We start from the raw sequence: 15,926 nt of genomic DNA, 5'->3' as shown, positions 1-15,926 counted from the left end.
TACTCACTTAACAATACTTATATTATGAAACATTTTAAAGATTTATTTTCGATTTTATGCCTTTTGTTCATCACAACTGCATTTGTTGCTTGTGATGATGATAATGATGAATATGCTACTGATGACGAAACGATTTTATCTGTACCGCAAGATGATTTGATTTTCACTTACGAAGGAGAGGCTAAAACAATCAATGTAACGGCAAGTGAAAATACTTTTGTGGCTTCAGTCACTACTGGAGATGAAACATGGGCCCATGTATCCACAGCAAATAATTCAGTAAAAATTGTAGTGGATGAAAATGTAGACCAACAAGAGCGTTCTACCACATTAACAGTGAAACTAAATGATGCAAGAAGTCGTATACGTGTAAAACAAGATGCTGCCCCAGCACCGGAAGCAAAGCCTAAAACCTTCACTGTTCCTACCTTTACAGGGACAGATAAGACTTTTGTATATAAATTGATGGATGGAAATACGCAGGTAGGTGAAATCTGTCGCGAGTACTTATGTTCTTCTGGCAATATTGACAAACAGGCTATCGTCGTATATCCAATAGTAGGCAATAGTGCTGATTTAACTCGCGGATTTGTAGTTTCTGTTTTGGATCAGGTATATGAAGAGGATATGCCAACCGAAGTCTTTAACGTAAGTTCAGAACCCATTCATAATGGAAGTGTGGCCTTTGACAAATCGGCTAATTCTATATCCAGTTATATTGCTGGTACAAAGGCCGCTCCTGCCCAGTTCTTATCTATTAGCAATTCCGGTGAGATAAAAGCAGTAGAAGCACTTAGTGATGAAACGTTAACCACTGCGCCTTATTATGCAACAGATGCCAGTGGCAATAATTATGGTATAGTAAAAATAGGAACACAATATTGGATGCAATATAACCTGAAGACTACAAAACTAGCCAATGGAAGTGACATTGCAACGGGCATAACAGGAGCTGATGCATGGAAGACTACTGCTGCTTATAGGGAATCTAGTTCACCGGAAAACCCGGATGCAGGATTTTTATATAATGCCGTCGCATGTGGATATTTGAGCGGTGCCTTTGCTGATGCTATTTCTCCGGAAGGTTTTACTATTCCTTCCAATGAAAAATGGAGTTCGTTAGTTAGTTATCTGTCAGGGACAAATACGGTAGATGTTGGAAGTAAGCTGAAGGTTACGGGTTTTGGTGAAAACTGGAATGTCTGGTATGACTATAAGGGGGGGACTAATATCTCCGGTTTCTCTGCTTATGGCATAGGATATGGAAATGGAGACGGAACTTTGGCTCCAGATGGAATAAAAGCCCATGTATTCTATTTGTCTTCAACGACTTACGGTGAAGGATTAGGACGATTCAATCTAAATGCCAGTGAAAGTAGTAGCCTTTTGCAAACAGAAGGAGGATTTACTTTAGGATACGCTATACGTTGCATTAAATATTAATTGTTAAATTCTTAAGAAGTCTGTTCTAGTTAATAACAAAACTAGAGCAGACTTTTATCTATTTTTACGTATGAAGAAATCAATTATAACACTATTATTCTCTTCTTTACTTTTTGCATGTACGCAGAAATATTCTGACGCATCTTATAAAGTCATTCCATTGCCCCAACAAATTAGTTTAAAGAAAACAGAGAGAAGCTTTACTATGAATTCTGCTACTCGGATTTTCTTTAAAGATTTAGCGTTAAAGGGTATCGCTAATCAATTTTCCACGACAGTAAAGCGTAACGCCAACCTCAATCTTCAAGTAGAACAGGGCGATAAGAAAGAAGGAGCAAATGTCGTCATCTTTGAACTGGGATTGAAACATACCCATAAAGAGGCTTATCAAATCAATATTGATTCCTCCGAGATTCATATACAATCTGTGACTCCATCCGGAGCATTTTATGCAATGCAGACGCTTGTTAAATCAATACCTGTGCAAGAAGTTTCCGAAGTTCATTTTCCGGCAACGGAAATCAAAGATTATCCCAGATTTGCATACAGAGGAATGATGCTTGATGTGAGTAGACATTTCTCGGATGTAGAAATGGTGAAACGAACGATTGATATCCTGGCTTTGCATAACTTAAATGTATTCCATTGGCATTTGACAGACGATCAAGGTTGGCGAATGGAGATAAAGAAACGTCCTCTTTTAACACAAATAGGCGCATGGCGTGATAATACTGTGGTGGGACGCTATATAGGTGGTAATGATTATCCCACAGACAATCAACGTCATGGAGGTTTTTATACTCAAGACCAAATAAAAGACGTTATTGCGTATGCGGCCGAAAGATATATTACCATCATTCCGGAAATAGACTTGCCGGGACATACATCTGCAGTGTTAGCTTCCTATCCAGAGTTAGGATGTATTGAAAAAGAATATAAAGTGGCTAACCGATGGGGAGTTATTAAAGATGTAATTTGTGCAGGAAATGAGCAATCCCTTCAGTTGTTTAAAGACGTGATGGATGAAGTATGCGAGCTGTTTCCCGGAAAATATATTCATATAGGAGGAGACGAGTGCGTCAAAGAGCGATGGCAGGCATGTTCGAAATGTCAGGGCAAAATTAAACAGCTTCATTTAAAAAGTGATTCCAGATTTTCTAAAGAGGATTATTTGCAAAGCTATTTTATGGGAGAAATAGCCCAATACCTGCATTCTAAAGGGAAACAAGTTATTGGATGGGATGAAATATTGGAAGGAATGCCCATGGATGGTTCTGTTATAATGTCATGGCGAGGCATTTCCGGAGGAATAGAAGCTGCGAGATTGAATCATGATGTCATCATGGCACCTGCCACTCACATGTATTTTGATTATAGCCAGACCTTAGATAGTAGTAAAGAAGAAATACCGGTAGGCGGATATATAAATGTAGAAAGGGTATATTCATTTGAACCATTACCTGAAGGACTGACAGATAATGAAAAAAAACATATAATAGGGGTTCAAGCCAATGTCTGGTGCGAGTATATGCCTAACGAACGGATACGCCAGTATCAGATTCTGCCACGGCTTGCTGCCCTCTCCGAAGTTCAATGGACAATGCCGGAAAAGAAAAACTATCTGGATTTTTTATCCCGTTTACCACAAATCATTGATATATATGACTTGTATGGATATAACTACGCGCGTCATATTCTGGATGTATCTGTTACAGATAAGGTTGATATAAAAAATAGAGATTTGGAAGTTTCTCTTTCTACTCTGGGGAATGATTCTATTTTTTACACTTTAGATGGAAGTCTTCCCGATAGAAATAGTTATTTATATAAAGGAGTATTGAAAATAGATAGTAGTGTAACTTTGAAAGCTATGGCATATCGGAATAATCAAATGTCACAGGTTTCGAGTTTAAAAGTTGATTGTAATAAAGCGACATTTAAACCTGTGACATTACATTCAGAGTTAAGCCGCATGCATGTATATGGTGGAGCTTCAATGCTAGTGGATGGCATTATCGGTTCTACGCGTCCTGACGATGCCCGATGGTTAGGTTTTCCTAAAGGGTTTGAAGCAGTCATTGATCTTAGACAACAAACGAGCATTAGTAAGTTACTTTTTACTAACCTTTCGGTGATAAGTGATAATATCTTGGACCCGGATTTAATTTCTGTCTTTGTTTCTGATGATGGAAAATATTATCAATGTGTAAAAGAAGAAAGAATAATAGCAAAACAGGGAAAAGAAGCCAGTGTATCCCAACATCAACTAGACTTTGAATCTACAAAGGCACGTTTTGTTAAGATTCAAGCAAATGCTTCTGTATCAAAGGCCTCTACTCTTGTTCCTTGGATGTTTGTTAGTGAGATAGGAATTCAATAGAATGAGATCTAAAATAATGACGCCATGTTGTTGGCATAGCGTCATTATTTTATTGCTTTCTTAATGATCGGACAAACTAAATCAGCATATCTCATCATACCTAAATCTGTGAAATGTATGCCGTCAACTGTAGCTTCCCCATCTTCTCCCAGCATATTTTTGGAAGAGATAAAAATGATATTCTTTTCATTTTCTTTCTTTAGCCGGTTGAATATTTCCTTTAATGTGTCATTCTTTCTTTGCACTTCTTTAGCTATTCTTTCATCATAAAGCGTATGAGTGAAAATAGGATCTTCTATAAAAATGACTGGCGTATCCGGATGTTTACTACGAATGATACGATAAAATGTTTCCATCCGTTCTTTCATCTGTTCTACAGAAGCATTAGGCACAAAATCTAAAACAAAAACACTGGCATCTACTTCGGCTATCACTTTGGCCACTTCCAAGTCTAAAAGTGCATTTCCACTAAATCCCAAGTTGATACATTCACGGTTCAGTCTTCTCGATATGATATTGGTATGTGCCATTCCTGGACGTGAAGCACACCCCCCTTGAAGAATGCTGGTGCCATAAAATACAACCGGCCTTTTGCGGATCGGATAATCAATGAAAGGCTGATCGATGGTGGATAACGAGTCCACTCCTATAGACAAAGAAACAAGGCCATCATAAAGAGGAAGATAAAGCATATATTCTCTTTCTTGGGGTTGCATATTGGCAATGATCGTTGCTTGATTCGTTTTTCCATTCGGGCGGGCACTGTTTACAAATCTCCACTTTCCGTTGCTTTCCCAACAGTATAAATCAAGTCCTTTTACTCCTGTATCAGTCATGTGATTCATGTGATTGTTAAAGAGATTCTCCCATTTCAACGCTATTCGGGTAGAGTTACTACGAAATCGTATCGCCATTCCTGCCGAATTACGACTCAAATTCCATAAAGGGGAACGAGAAATGTTTTTGAGAGAATCCGGTAGTCTCTCATATCTTGCCCCTGTGTCTTGTGTTGCTTTTCCTAAAAGGGGAAAGCATGACGCATCATAGTACGTCAGTTGTTGTGCCTGCAACTGTATGCCGAACAGGCACAACATTGTGAAAAGAAAGAATTGTTTCATCATCTATTTAATTCCGGCAGCGGTCAGCACTTTCCTTTGTTTGCCGTCACTGCCTTTATTGTTTTCATTGCATTAGCTACGTTGGCAATGATTAGCACTGCTAATCCTTCTGTCATGTTTCTGCCTAGAGTGCGACAAAGATAATCATTTTTTTTAATTGTTATACTGATTGTGGTGCGAGATTGACACCTTCGATAAAGGTGGCTGCTTCCAGTTCATACATAGAAAACTTCCTTTCAATGAAGTCCAAACTTCTTTTGCATACATAGTAAACTTTTTTTAGCTAATCTCAATCTTTAAATGCAAGCTTGCAATTAAAGTTTGCCATCTATCAAACATAACTTTAGCCTCTAATCAAAAGAAGTTTGTATCTAATGAATAGTAACTTTACTATGTATAAACTAGGAATGATATATATATGTATTGTATGGCATCCTGGAGGAATAGGATCGGTTGCAAATGATCAATATTTCCTAGGGTTACAAAACAGACATAAATATAAACGAGAAAATATTCTTTTGAAAATCATGTTCTCCAAAACCATTTGATTTTAGTGAAGAACATAGTTGCTAACACAGCCAAAGAAGTAAGGATTACTCCCTGGAGAAAACCTAGCCAGGCATTTTGTTGAAAATAAGATAGCAATGAAGCAAGTCCAAGTAGATTAATCAATGGCATAATCAGCAAATCTCCGACCACATAAGCTATCATCGGATTCTGACCGGACATCACCAAAAAACGAGTACTTTTGATACACCGGAAATAATCACAAACGATACTTAGAAATAAAAGGGCCAGAAAAGCTAACCCGGAAGTGACAAAGAAATAACTAAAAGTAGTTGGATCTTTTTTAATACCATCCTGAAAAGGTTCAAAACACAAACCCAGAAGAAGTAAATATGCTCCTGCATTAAACAACTTTTTCCACAATAGAGCTATTCCATCCACTTTACGTAGAAATATACACTTGCCAGCTAATAACAATAAAACAGTAACCACAAGATTAACAACCAAATTACGAGTGTATAGGCCGTAAAGATTGCTAATGATGATAACAACGGATAATATCATCAACATGATACTCATTTTACGATAAGGAGATGTAGCATAATCATCCGTTTCTTTTTGATATGCTTTCATCCACTCCGCTAAATACTCCCCGGCTATACTGCCGGGAATAACGATAAATAAGTATTTCAAATAGTCAAACCGATACATCCACGGCAGAGGAGTATAATTAAATACACTCTGTGTCCAAGAACCATCCACTGTACTCCCTAATATCATAGCCATTAGCAATATTAGAATTCCTAAACGTATCCAACGATTATTCATTGTGAAAATGTAAAGGATAGAACCGAAAATAGCCATGTTAGCTAGCAGCAAAATTATGATGTTGCTGGAGAATAAGCTGAATGTTTTTCCATCCGCATAAGAAGTGGTAGCCAACATGATAGCAGCAACCATGTAAGCTCCGACTTTTATAGAAGTATGTGCCCAATCCGGCATTTTCAAAGGAATACGCATGAACATGGGAAATAGAACAACAAAACAGAGTATAGCCAGCAACCATGCCCTCATATCTTGCGGAGAGCTTAACATATACGGATAAAAATGCTGGATGAAAATAGCAAAGAAGGTCAACTGAATCCCCCGTTTGACAGCTTCATAAACAAGTTTTAATTTTGAATCACCTTTTTCAGCACGCTTCCTTATGGAAAAAGGAAACGCGGCTCCCATAGCGAACAGGAAAAAAGGAAACACAAGATCTACCCAAGTAATACCGGGCAACAGAGGATTAAACACATGATCTGGCGGAGGCGTTTGAGCATGACTCATCCAACCGGGAAGAACATGCGTTACGATGGTAGCCGAAAGCACCATCGTAATAATTGCATATCCCCGTAAGGCATCTAAAGCTAAAGCTCTGTTGTTCATAAAGCTCCCCCCTCGCGCATTCCTTTTTCTACTTCTTTCCAAAGATTCTTTTGGATGATGTGTACTATATCGAATACCATTAGTCCATCCGATCGACGAAGGTTCATCTCTATTGTTTCGGATAATTTCCCCGGATTATCATAGAACTGATCCACCAAGATGCCGCCCATAAACTTGTTGTCTTTAAGAATCTGACGCAAGTGCTGACAGGAACCTTCTACACAGTACCATGTACCGGCTTGAGCCTGCGAATCAGTCTCGTTCCAGATGTTGCGGTTCGTTTTCTTGTATTCCTCTATCGTTATGTCTGTATAGTAATTTCCGGTTGCATACAAATCGATCAGTTCCGCGTATCCGTAATTTTTATATTCGGGAGTGGCCCAACTGAAGTCTTTAGCCGGATCATACTTTTTGCTGGCGAAATTAACTCCCACTTCATAGTAAGACGGATACCAAGCTCCGGTATATGTGCCGAAAGAAACTTTTGGATTGGCGGCTTTCACTTCCTTACGTGCCAATGCCATAAAATCAGTAATGTTTTTCGTTCTCCATTCCATCCATTTCTGGAAATACTTTCCCGGTTGTGTGATAAACTTCCCATCCGTATTCTTCTTCCAAACAAAAATATCTTCGGGGAACTTCGCCACTTTCTTACCTATATACGCTTCAAACTTTTCGCGTGAAAGCGGTGAGAAGTCGGCTGTTATACCATCATAGCGTACGCGGTCGAGCATCAAGCCATCCAAATCAGGGTATTTGGTCACTACTTCTTTCAGTACATTTAGAATATGCGCACGATACTCCTCATTCAGAGGATTAATCATAGCACCATATTTTTGTTTTTCTTCCGTAATCGGAATAATGCCTTTATCGGGAGTATATACCATGGATGCCCAGTCCGGATGTCCACTATATACCATTCCACGATCGAAATAATTGTGTCCGGCACAGAATACATTTAATGAAGCATGAATCTCAAGACCCAATTCGTGCCCTTTTTTAATGAAGTATTGCAAATAATCAAAATTCCCGGCCTTTGCGCCTTTCCACTCTTTCATTTGTGGGGCAAACTGACTTTGATAAAGTACTTCTCCCGTAATGGGCCGTATATCCACTATTGCATGAGTGAAACCTACTGATTTGATTTTCTCCAAATAATAGTCAATCGAGTCTTTATGGCTGAAACGTTCGAAGTTAGCTTCGGCATCGAACCACATTAACGCAGGTTTCTTTTTGATTACAATCCGGAAAGGAGAAGCAGGAATAGCCGCATTATTGCATAATTCTCCCAACATATAATTCCGGAAACAATAACGTACCTCTATGGGGGCATTGATCGAATCATTCCAGACCTCTACAGTAGAAGAACCATTGATAATTTCCGCTTTGGCCGGTCGGAATATACCATCCGTCCCCACTATTTCAAATCCTTTCACGTTTTGATTTTCCGGGATCAATCCTTCTTCACCATGTTCAAAGTCTATTTCTACTACATTCCCTTTTACTCGGTGGGATTTGTATATAGGACCGGAATATTGAATACCTTTACGATGATACGTTTTTGCCAATGCCCAATAAGCCAGTCGTTCACCGACCTTTATCTTATAGGGCGAATGAATAAAGTTTTCACTCCCGGCATCACCTGTGGTCACCATTCCAACATTTGGAACAGCTGACATCAACTCCAACTGACACTGGCGGAACCAAGCCCAATCCAGTTTATCATTGCCTTCCGATTTCCATGGTGCAATCTGTACGTAATAAAATGGCATTTGGGGATTGTTGAAGAATGTTCTCCATTGAGAAACCATTGCAGGAAATAATCTCTTATATAATCCGGGATCGGGTGTGTTTGCTTCACCTTGATACCAAATCACTCCTTTAACAGGAAATCCTTTCCATGGATTCACCATTGCATTCCACAATAATGTAGGAGTCCCTGCCGTCCACCCGAACTCTCTCTGTATTACATCAGGCAATGCTATTTCCGGAAAGCCCGATAAAGTCTCTTTATTCATCCAAGCCTCTATTTTTGACATGCTCCAGGAACAATGTATCAGACCGACAGGAACATCCAAAGATTGCTGTAACTGATTGCCAAAGAAATAGGCAGTTGCACTGAAATCAGCAACATCTTCCGGAGAGGCTTCTTTCCATTCTCCGTCCACCCCAGCTTCCTGTGGAATGGTACTCCAGGCATTTTTTACAGTATAGAGACGCAGTGGACGTTTGGGATTAGCAGATACAATGTATGGCTGGGAACCAAACACAGGCTGTCCACGGAATCCTTTCACTGGCATTTCCATATTCGACTGTCCGGAACAGAACCAGACTTCTCCTATTAAAATATTCTGCAATGTGAGGTCCTCTCCATCCGAGAACGTAATACTATACGGACCTCCAGCTACCGGTGTTTGGAGAGAAAGTTTCCATTCACCTTTTGCATCAACATTCGTTTGGATTTTTTTATTATTCCATGAAGCGGTAGCCTGCACACGTTTTCCCGAAGTCGCTGTTCCGGAAAAAGTAACTTCCGATTGTTGCTGTAACACCATATTATCCCCCCAAATGGAAGTAAGGGTTACTTTCGCTTCTGTTTTCAGGAGAAAGGAGAAGCATATCAATAATATAAAATATTTGGCTTTCAACATATGATTCTTATTTGTTTTCGACAGCTTCAGTATACACATTGCCGAAGCGATCTGTTACTTTCACTTCTATTTTAGCATTTTTATTACGGGGAGTAGCATGAAATAGATGTTCGGTAAGAACTGGGGAAATCCATTCATATTTCACCTTTTCTTTGTCAGAACAGATTGCTTTGGCTGCAGGATCATATCCTTTGTAGCGTTGCATTTCTCCCATTCGCTTTCCGTTTTCATACCATTCCACTTTCCACTGTTCATCCCAGTTCCATACGTTAGCAATAATATCGGAAGGGTACTCGTCAGATGATCCGGCCTGATATACATGTAATTGATGCTCTTTCGGGTAGCCTGCACTTTTATATAGCCATTTCACTTGGTTCCCGTCTACTTCATATACCCCATATCCCCTCGGAGTACCATCCACATTAATATCTGCACGCCACCAAGTACCGCATACGGCAGCTGTGTTATGTTCCATTAATGAGTCATTAAAACATACGTTTACATTAAAATGTGTATGTCCGGAAATGATGTGGGCATTATAACCTTCCAATAATTTATATAGTGCAGCTGTATTGACCGTTTCATCTTGATCTAGCGTGTTATATCTTAGCTTCTTCTGAAGACTGGAAGGAATATGCATCACTACAAAGACAAGTTTGTCTTTGGGCACATAAGAGAGGTCTTTCTCCAGCCATTGGAAAGTACGTTCATCAATGTAACCTATATATTGATAATCACGGTTGACATAAAAGCAATTGTCAAGCACGATATAATGAGCATTACCTTTATTTAATGAATAGTAGATAGGACCGAAATAACTTTCGAAAGTGCGATAAGAATATTCAAAAGTACGCCCTCCATACGTCATGTCGTGATTACCAATTGCCCGATAGATGGGAATCTCTAATGATGATACCGTATCTATATAGGAAGGATATAAAGAAGGAGTATCTCCTACGATATCCCCACAATCTATGCCGAATACTTCTTTTTTGCCCATATACAGACGAATATATTCTTTCATATCTTGCAGATATTTAGCATAAGCCTTTACGTCATCTTCGGAAGTAACCTGCGCATCTGCCTGCACCAAAAACAAATGATTGATCTCATTTTGCGGATTTCTTACCAATTCGAAGTCGTAAATATCTTGCTTGGCCGGATTCAGCTTCTGATAGAATAAAGGTATTGTTTGTTCTGTTTTCGGTAAATATCCGGAAGGAGTGGATAAATAAATGAAACGCACATTCCTATTAGGGGGGAGAGTATATTGGCCTTGTTGGTCAGTCAACACACAGCCTATTCCGTCGGTCACTACTACCCCCGGGACTCCTGTCCCATTACAGGTTACTTTCCCGCGAATAGGGTTAGAAGGAATCTGGGCTTGTAAATTCAAGCCCAGACCTATTAATAAAAAGAATTGTAATAAATATATTTTCATAATTAGTTGGTTAGTTCAAACCTCATTCTTCGATAGATTCCAGATATTTATCAAAGCCTGTTTTAAAAGCGTTCCAATAGTCGTATTTCTTAACGTGGCAAAGGTCGAAGGCAAAGAAGCCGTCACTATTACTGATACAAGCATCAATAGCATCCGGAATTTTTGCAGATTGTCCTCCGTCAGTCCATCCGGTACTGTTACCGATATCTGGTCCGCCTGCAAAAGGTACATCTCCTTGTAACAGTTCACGTCCATTCTTACAAAAACCTTCCATGGTCCATTCGCCACTTCCATATATATTGTTCACGGAAGCATAAGCACCCAAAAAGATATAGTCCAAATGGTCCGCATATCCATAATTCTTATAATCGGAAGTAGCCCATTTCGGATAATAAGCGGAGGTGTTGTATTTAGGGCTGGCCCAGTTCACGCCTGATGTATAGTATGTTGAATACCAGGCACCAACATAAACTCCAAACTTGATATTGTTATTGACAGATTTAACTTTCTCGCGTGCCTTTACTATGAAATCATGAATAACTTTCGCTCTGAATTCCAACCACTTCTTAAAATAAACAGGCTGGTCAGAAGGTATTTCATCCGTACCGGGTGCCATAATATCTGCCGGGAAGTTTGCTACAGTTTCACCGATGTATTCTTCGAACTTCTGTTTGGAAATATCTGAAAAATCGCTTTCTAAGCCATAGTCATCATAACGACAACGATCCAATATGATGCCATCCAAATCATATTTAGCCAAGTCGGCCAACAACTGTAAAACAAAGTTTTGTACATCATCATTAGCGGGATTGAAAAATTTCGCTCCATAATCGGTTTCATCGTCCAACAAATCCATCGTATTGGTTAGCCCGTCAGCTAGATTAGCTACACTAGCCCATCCTTTTTTTGATTCATCACGGAACAAGACTCCATCATGTCCTAAATTATACGGACATAAATAGCCTCCTACAAATGTATTGATAGAAGCATTCACTTTTAATCCTTGTATACGAGCCTCCTCAATAAATGCCTGTAAATAATCCCAAGTTTCCGTCCTTTCATAATAACTATATCCGGAATTACCCCATACATCCATACGTTTCACCTGATCTACAACATTAGTATTGAATAATACATCTCCTGTAGTGGGACGTACATCGACAATAATATCAGTGAATCCTGCCGCTTTTATCTTTTCCATATCTTTGGCTATGTTTTCCTTACTATTGGCATAGTCAGGAAAATTAGCAGCCGCATCAATCCAAATATATCGTGGCTTAGCTTCTGCAACATCCGGCTCGTCCGGCTTTTCTGTCGAATTATCGTTCCACGGCCATCCGGGAATTCCATCAGAATCATCACTACAGGAGGTTATTGTAACTGCTCCCAAGAAAGTCAGTATTAGTATTTTTAGAAATTTTCTCATATCATACTTGTTTTATTAGGTATATACTGCCTGATATATCCGCAGTACATTTTTTATTTAAGAGTGACTACTGATGCTACGGATCTTTCGTCTCCGCTGGAGTCACTTGTCTTGATAGTCTCTTGCCCATTGACTAACATGCAACTGGAACCACCGCCATCCAAATTGATAGCATCCGTACATCCCAGTGTTTTCATGATATTAGCTACATTTTCGGTGGTCATACCGGCAACTCCCGTTGTCATTCCATCTCCTTCACACACAAAAAGAATCATTTTCTTATCATTGGTGATACCAATAGCCGAACGAGGTCTGTTCACCGTGGCGCCAATATCTGATAAAATTTCTTCTTCGTATGTATTCTTTATGTTTCCATCCAACAGAAGTACGGGGCCACCGCCTATTCCTGTTTTAGCATTTAAGACAGTTCCTGTAGACGGAAAATTTTCATTAGGAGTTGTTTCTGATTTTACCGGTGAGGGCTCCGAATACCAATAAGTAACATTGGATAGTGTTGTGTAAGTCCACATTGATTTGAATGAGCCATCGTTCATCTCACAGAATGCAGCTAATACAGGATACCAGAATGGACCGTTAGTCCAATCTTCTGCTGTTACATCATTGTTCTTACACACCATTTCACCGTTACGCCATATTAGGCTTAATGACCCCTCATAGAAGAAACCTCCATTGATTACAATTGTGGAGTTGTTCTCTTCATAAAATTCTTTTGGCTTTTTCAATCCAGTCTTTTCTCCTAATACACCAAATGCTGCCTTACTCATATCACCTACCGCAATATAAGCTATCGCTTTTTTGCCTTCCAGTGTTTCTGGTGATTTATATACGTTGATATGTTCAGGCAAGGTTCCATAAGTGCTTTTCACATTGGCCCAGCCTAAATTTACAATATCAGGATTGGCTTCAACAGGTTCAGTTGGAGTCTCCGGCTCCGCCCATGGCCAATCCGGGATATCAGTGTTATCATCACCACATGCTATGAAAAAAGGCAGTAATGATAATAACCATAACATTTTTTTCTTTGTTGACATATAGCTACTCCTTTAAATGATTTACAGATTTCTTTATCCCATATATGATGAATGGGTATTTTCTCATCATATATGAGATAAAGAGATCAATTAATTATTTGTCGATACAATCAAACTCATATCCTCCGATAACCTTACAGTTGTTATCCACGTAGTAAGCACGGAGCTTATATCCATCTGTTGTCGGAGCAAGCAATACATCACCTGTTGCAGCTACACCATCGGATGAATTGTATGAGGAAAGTGAAGGATTGAATGACAGAGCATCTGAAGTAGATATTGTACCTGTGAATGATCCGTCTGACGTTACATCATACATATATAAGCATGGAGTTCCACCCCATTGCGGGAAATGAGCTGTACATACCAATACAAGATATTGTGCATTATTAAAGCTTCTTGTATCCAGACAGTTGTTATTCATTGCCCAAGAATTACCATTGTCGGAGTCTTCCAGAGATTTACTTGCATTATTATTTGTTCCATTCACCCAATAAAGAATGTTAGAATCATAGTATGACAAAAAATAATCACTTTGAGCAGTAGTTCCTTTAGTCACAACTTTAGTGTTTGATGCGGGAGCTCCCCAATTACCTACACCATTCACTGTTACTACTTGAGGACTTCCCAATACACCGTCTGTTATAATCCAACGAACAAACTTATTGGAACCTGAACTGGCTGTTCCGTCACAAGTAGCAATAATAGAGGCATTAGTATTAATATCTCCTTGAACAGACACTTTCGTACCCATATCTAACCCTGTATTATTAGTATAAGTAGTCAATAAAGTTGGAGCAGTCGTAACAGAAGAAGTCTTATAGATTGAGAAAGACTTGCCATTAGTAGCCTTCGTTGCTAATAATATATTTCCCCTACTATCACTTGTCATACATCCTAAAGATGCAACACTCACACTACCCAAAGTTACATTACCAATCTTATTTCCCGTAGATGCATTGTAATATGCAGGAGTTGTGGTACCATCACCCAAGCAAACTACCAGATTATTTCCGGAAACAGCTAAAGAAGGTGCATTTGCTCCAGTCCAAGGTAAGCCGATAACTCCCATATCCAATTTAAATAATTCTGTCTCACTACCTTTTCTATATCCGTAAGGAATCTTATCCGGTACTGCTTTTTGAATAGTATAAGTTTGCTTTGTCACTCCATCGTGAGCAATCACTGTAAGCTCAACAGGTGAATTAAAATTAAGAGGCTCTGTTTTAGGATCCGGTGACATGGTCGCATGAGCCGACAGTGAATAATCTGCCAAGCAAGAAGATAAATCTTCCGCAGAGATTAAAGATACAGTTTTGTGGTCTTCATCAATAATACCTGTAATGTCTTCAGACGGTATTGAGAAACTTAATAACTGACACTTAGTAGACTTAACTCTTTCGCCTGTGATGCAGATTTGTTTCTTATATCCTTGAGCGTCTGTATAAGTGAAATAATTCTCTTTAGTCAGATCGAGAATTGAAAGAACCGGTTCAATAGTACAGTTTGGTGCCAACTTTGCCTGAATCCTCATCGCTTTCATATATTCTGAAGTTTCATTATCACTATTTTCCGGATAATACCATGGCATAGGAATTACATACTTATCTACAGAAGCATCTGCAATAGTATATACCACAGCCTCTTTATCCACGTATGGCCCAGAAGTAAAGAGTGCAGTCAAGCTCGTGATTCCCTGTCTGTCCGCAGTAGGAAGCACATATTCCGGATCCTGGCAAGAACTCGTGAGAGCCAAAATCCCTAATAATAGATATAATATATTCTTTTTCATAATGTTTTCATTTTAGATTTATTGCCATTCTGCATATTGAGTTACCGCACCGTTATTGTCCAACTCTGCCTGTGGCATTGGGAAACGATACATCTTAGTCGGGAAATTACGATCTTTATCATCACATTCTGTATAAATGTAAGTGAAAGACCCATTTGCATTTTTCTCTATTTTCATTCCATGAAGACGAATACCGGTAAATGCTGTCGCAGATAATTTCCAACGACGCATGTCCCAATAATAATGTCCTTCATAAGCAAGTTCTACTTTGCGTTCCTGACGGATGGCTTTCATTAAATCATCCCCACTTTTGTCTGTGTAAGACAATCCCACTCTGTTACGAATATCTTTTATGTCTTTATTTGCCTTATCCGTATAGCCATTCAGATGATAACATGCTTCTGCATGATTCAGTAATACCTCTGCGTAACGAATTTCTGTCCATGGCTGTGTACTGGCTTGTATGGAAGTAAAATTATGAGCTTCATCTACCAGTTTACGTAAATAATACCCGGTAGTAGAACGTCCTTCCGGTTTGGCATCTGTTTTCCATGCAGCCCAACCATCAGTACCGTTTACGAAAGATTCTATCGGTCTGCCTTTCCATGTTGCTCCATTATAAAGAATGGTAGCTTTAAAGCGTGGTTCTAGTTTATCATAAGGAGGAGTCGTTGTAGTACCTTCA

10 protein-coding genes are annotated in these 15,926 nt (G+C 39.2%); 2 read left to right on the top strand and 8 right to left on the bottom strand.

All coding sequences use genetic code 11. From position 1 onward, the window contains the following. Positions 1-24: 24 nt before the first annotated feature. Together BXY_RS20465 and BXY_RS20460 are read left to right on the top strand one after the other, a co-directional pair. Positions 25-1,443 (top strand): FISUMP domain-containing protein, encoded by a 1,419-nt coding sequence (locus tag BXY_RS20465; RefSeq protein WP_015532843.1) that lies wholly within the window; start codon positions 25-27, stop codon positions 1,441-1,443. Positions 1,444-1,513: 70 nt separating this feature from the next. Continuing rightward, the gene (locus BXY_RS20460) at positions 1,514-3,823 is read left to right on the top strand and encodes a beta-N-acetylhexosaminidase (RefSeq protein ID WP_208946877.1); all 2,310 of its coding nucleotides are present in this window, start codon (positions 1,514-1,516) and stop codon (positions 3,821-3,823) included. Positions 3,824-3,867: 44 nt separating this feature from the next. Here BXY_RS20460 and BXY_RS20455 read toward each other — a convergent pair whose 3' ends face one another. From BXY_RS20455 to BXY_RS20420, 8 genes are all read right to left on the bottom strand, one after another. Next, entirely contained in the window at positions 3,868-4,917 is a 1,050-nt protein-coding gene (locus BXY_RS20455) for an SGNH/GDSL hydrolase family protein (RefSeq protein ID WP_008022018.1), read from the bottom strand. A 549-nt stretch (positions 4,918-5,466) separates the two neighbouring features. Next, on the bottom strand, positions 5,467-6,879 hold the full coding sequence (locus tag BXY_RS20450) for a DUF5009 domain-containing protein (protein WP_015532839.1): 1,413 nt from the start codon (positions 6,877-6,879) through the stop codon (positions 5,467-5,469). Further along, positions 6,876-9,530, bottom strand: coding sequence for an alpha amylase family protein (locus BXY_RS20445; protein WP_032846667.1), 2,655 nt, complete (start codon positions 9,528-9,530; stop codon positions 6,876-6,878). The genes BXY_RS20450 and BXY_RS20445 overlap by 4 nt, the downstream gene beginning before the upstream one ends. A gap of 7 nt (positions 9,531-9,537) precedes the next feature. Continuing rightward, positions 9,538-10,971, bottom strand: coding sequence for a calcineurin-like phosphoesterase C-terminal domain-containing protein (locus BXY_RS20440; RefSeq protein WP_015532837.1), 1,434 nt, complete (start codon positions 10,969-10,971; stop codon positions 9,538-9,540). Positions 10,972-10,993: 22 nt separating this feature from the next. Then, on the bottom strand, positions 10,994-12,397 hold the full coding sequence (locus BXY_RS20435) for an alpha amylase family protein (RefSeq protein ID WP_004297568.1): 1,404 nt from the start codon (positions 12,395-12,397) through the stop codon (positions 10,994-10,996). A 53-nt stretch (positions 12,398-12,450) separates the two neighbouring features. Beyond that, a complete protein-coding gene (locus BXY_RS20430; protein WP_004307225.1) occupies positions 12,451-13,449 on the bottom strand; it encodes a phosphodiester glycosidase family protein in 999 nt (332 codons plus the stop codon). A gap of 94 nt (positions 13,450-13,543) precedes the next feature. Next, positions 13,544-15,241: a DUF5018 domain-containing protein gene (locus BXY_RS20425; protein ID WP_004308394.1), complete on the bottom strand. Its 1,698-nt coding sequence runs from the start codon at positions 15,239-15,241 to the stop codon at positions 13,544-13,546. 18 nt (positions 15,242-15,259) lie between these two features. Beyond that, positions 15,260-15,926: RagB/SusD family nutrient uptake outer membrane protein (locus tag BXY_RS20420; RefSeq protein ID WP_208946876.1), on the bottom strand; the 667-nt coding region annotated here is incomplete at its 5' end.

This window comes from Bacteroides xylanisolvens XB1A (genome assembly GCF_000210075.1).
In the GTDB taxonomy this organism is placed as follows: domain Bacteria; phylum Bacteroidota; class Bacteroidia; order Bacteroidales; family Bacteroidaceae; genus Bacteroides; species Bacteroides xylanisolvens.
This window is presented reverse-complemented; position numbering and strand designations above follow the sequence as displayed.

Coding starts and splice junctions, on each gene's coding strand:
- BXY_RS20465 (WP_015532843.1), top strand. CDS start 25: ATGAAACATTTTAAAGATTTATTTTCGATTTTATGCCTTTTGTTCATC.
- BXY_RS20460 (WP_208946877.1), top strand. CDS start 1,514: ATGAAGAAATCAATTATAACACTATTATTCTCTTCTTTACTTTTTGCA.
- BXY_RS20455 (WP_008022018.1), bottom strand. CDS start 4,917: ATGTTGTGCCTGTTCGGCATACAGTTGCAGGCACAACAACTGACGTAC.
- BXY_RS20450 (WP_015532839.1), bottom strand. CDS start 6,879: ATGAACAACAGAGCTTTAGCTTTAGATGCCTTACGGGGATATGCAATT.
- BXY_RS20445 (WP_032846667.1), bottom strand. CDS start 9,530: ATGTTGAAAGCCAAATATTTTATATTATTGATATGCTTCTCCTTTCTC.
- BXY_RS20440 (WP_015532837.1), bottom strand. CDS start 10,971: ATGAAAATATATTTATTACAATTCTTTTTATTAATAGGTCTGGGCTTG.
- BXY_RS20435 (WP_004297568.1), bottom strand. CDS start 12,397: ATGAGAAAATTTCTAAAAATACTAATACTGACTTTCTTGGGAGCAGTT.
- BXY_RS20430 (WP_004307225.1), bottom strand. CDS start 13,449: ATGTCAACAAAGAAAAAAATGTTATGGTTATTATCATTACTGCCTTTT.
- BXY_RS20425 (WP_004308394.1), bottom strand. CDS start 15,241: ATGAAAAAGAATATATTATATCTATTATTAGGGATTTTGGCTCTCACG.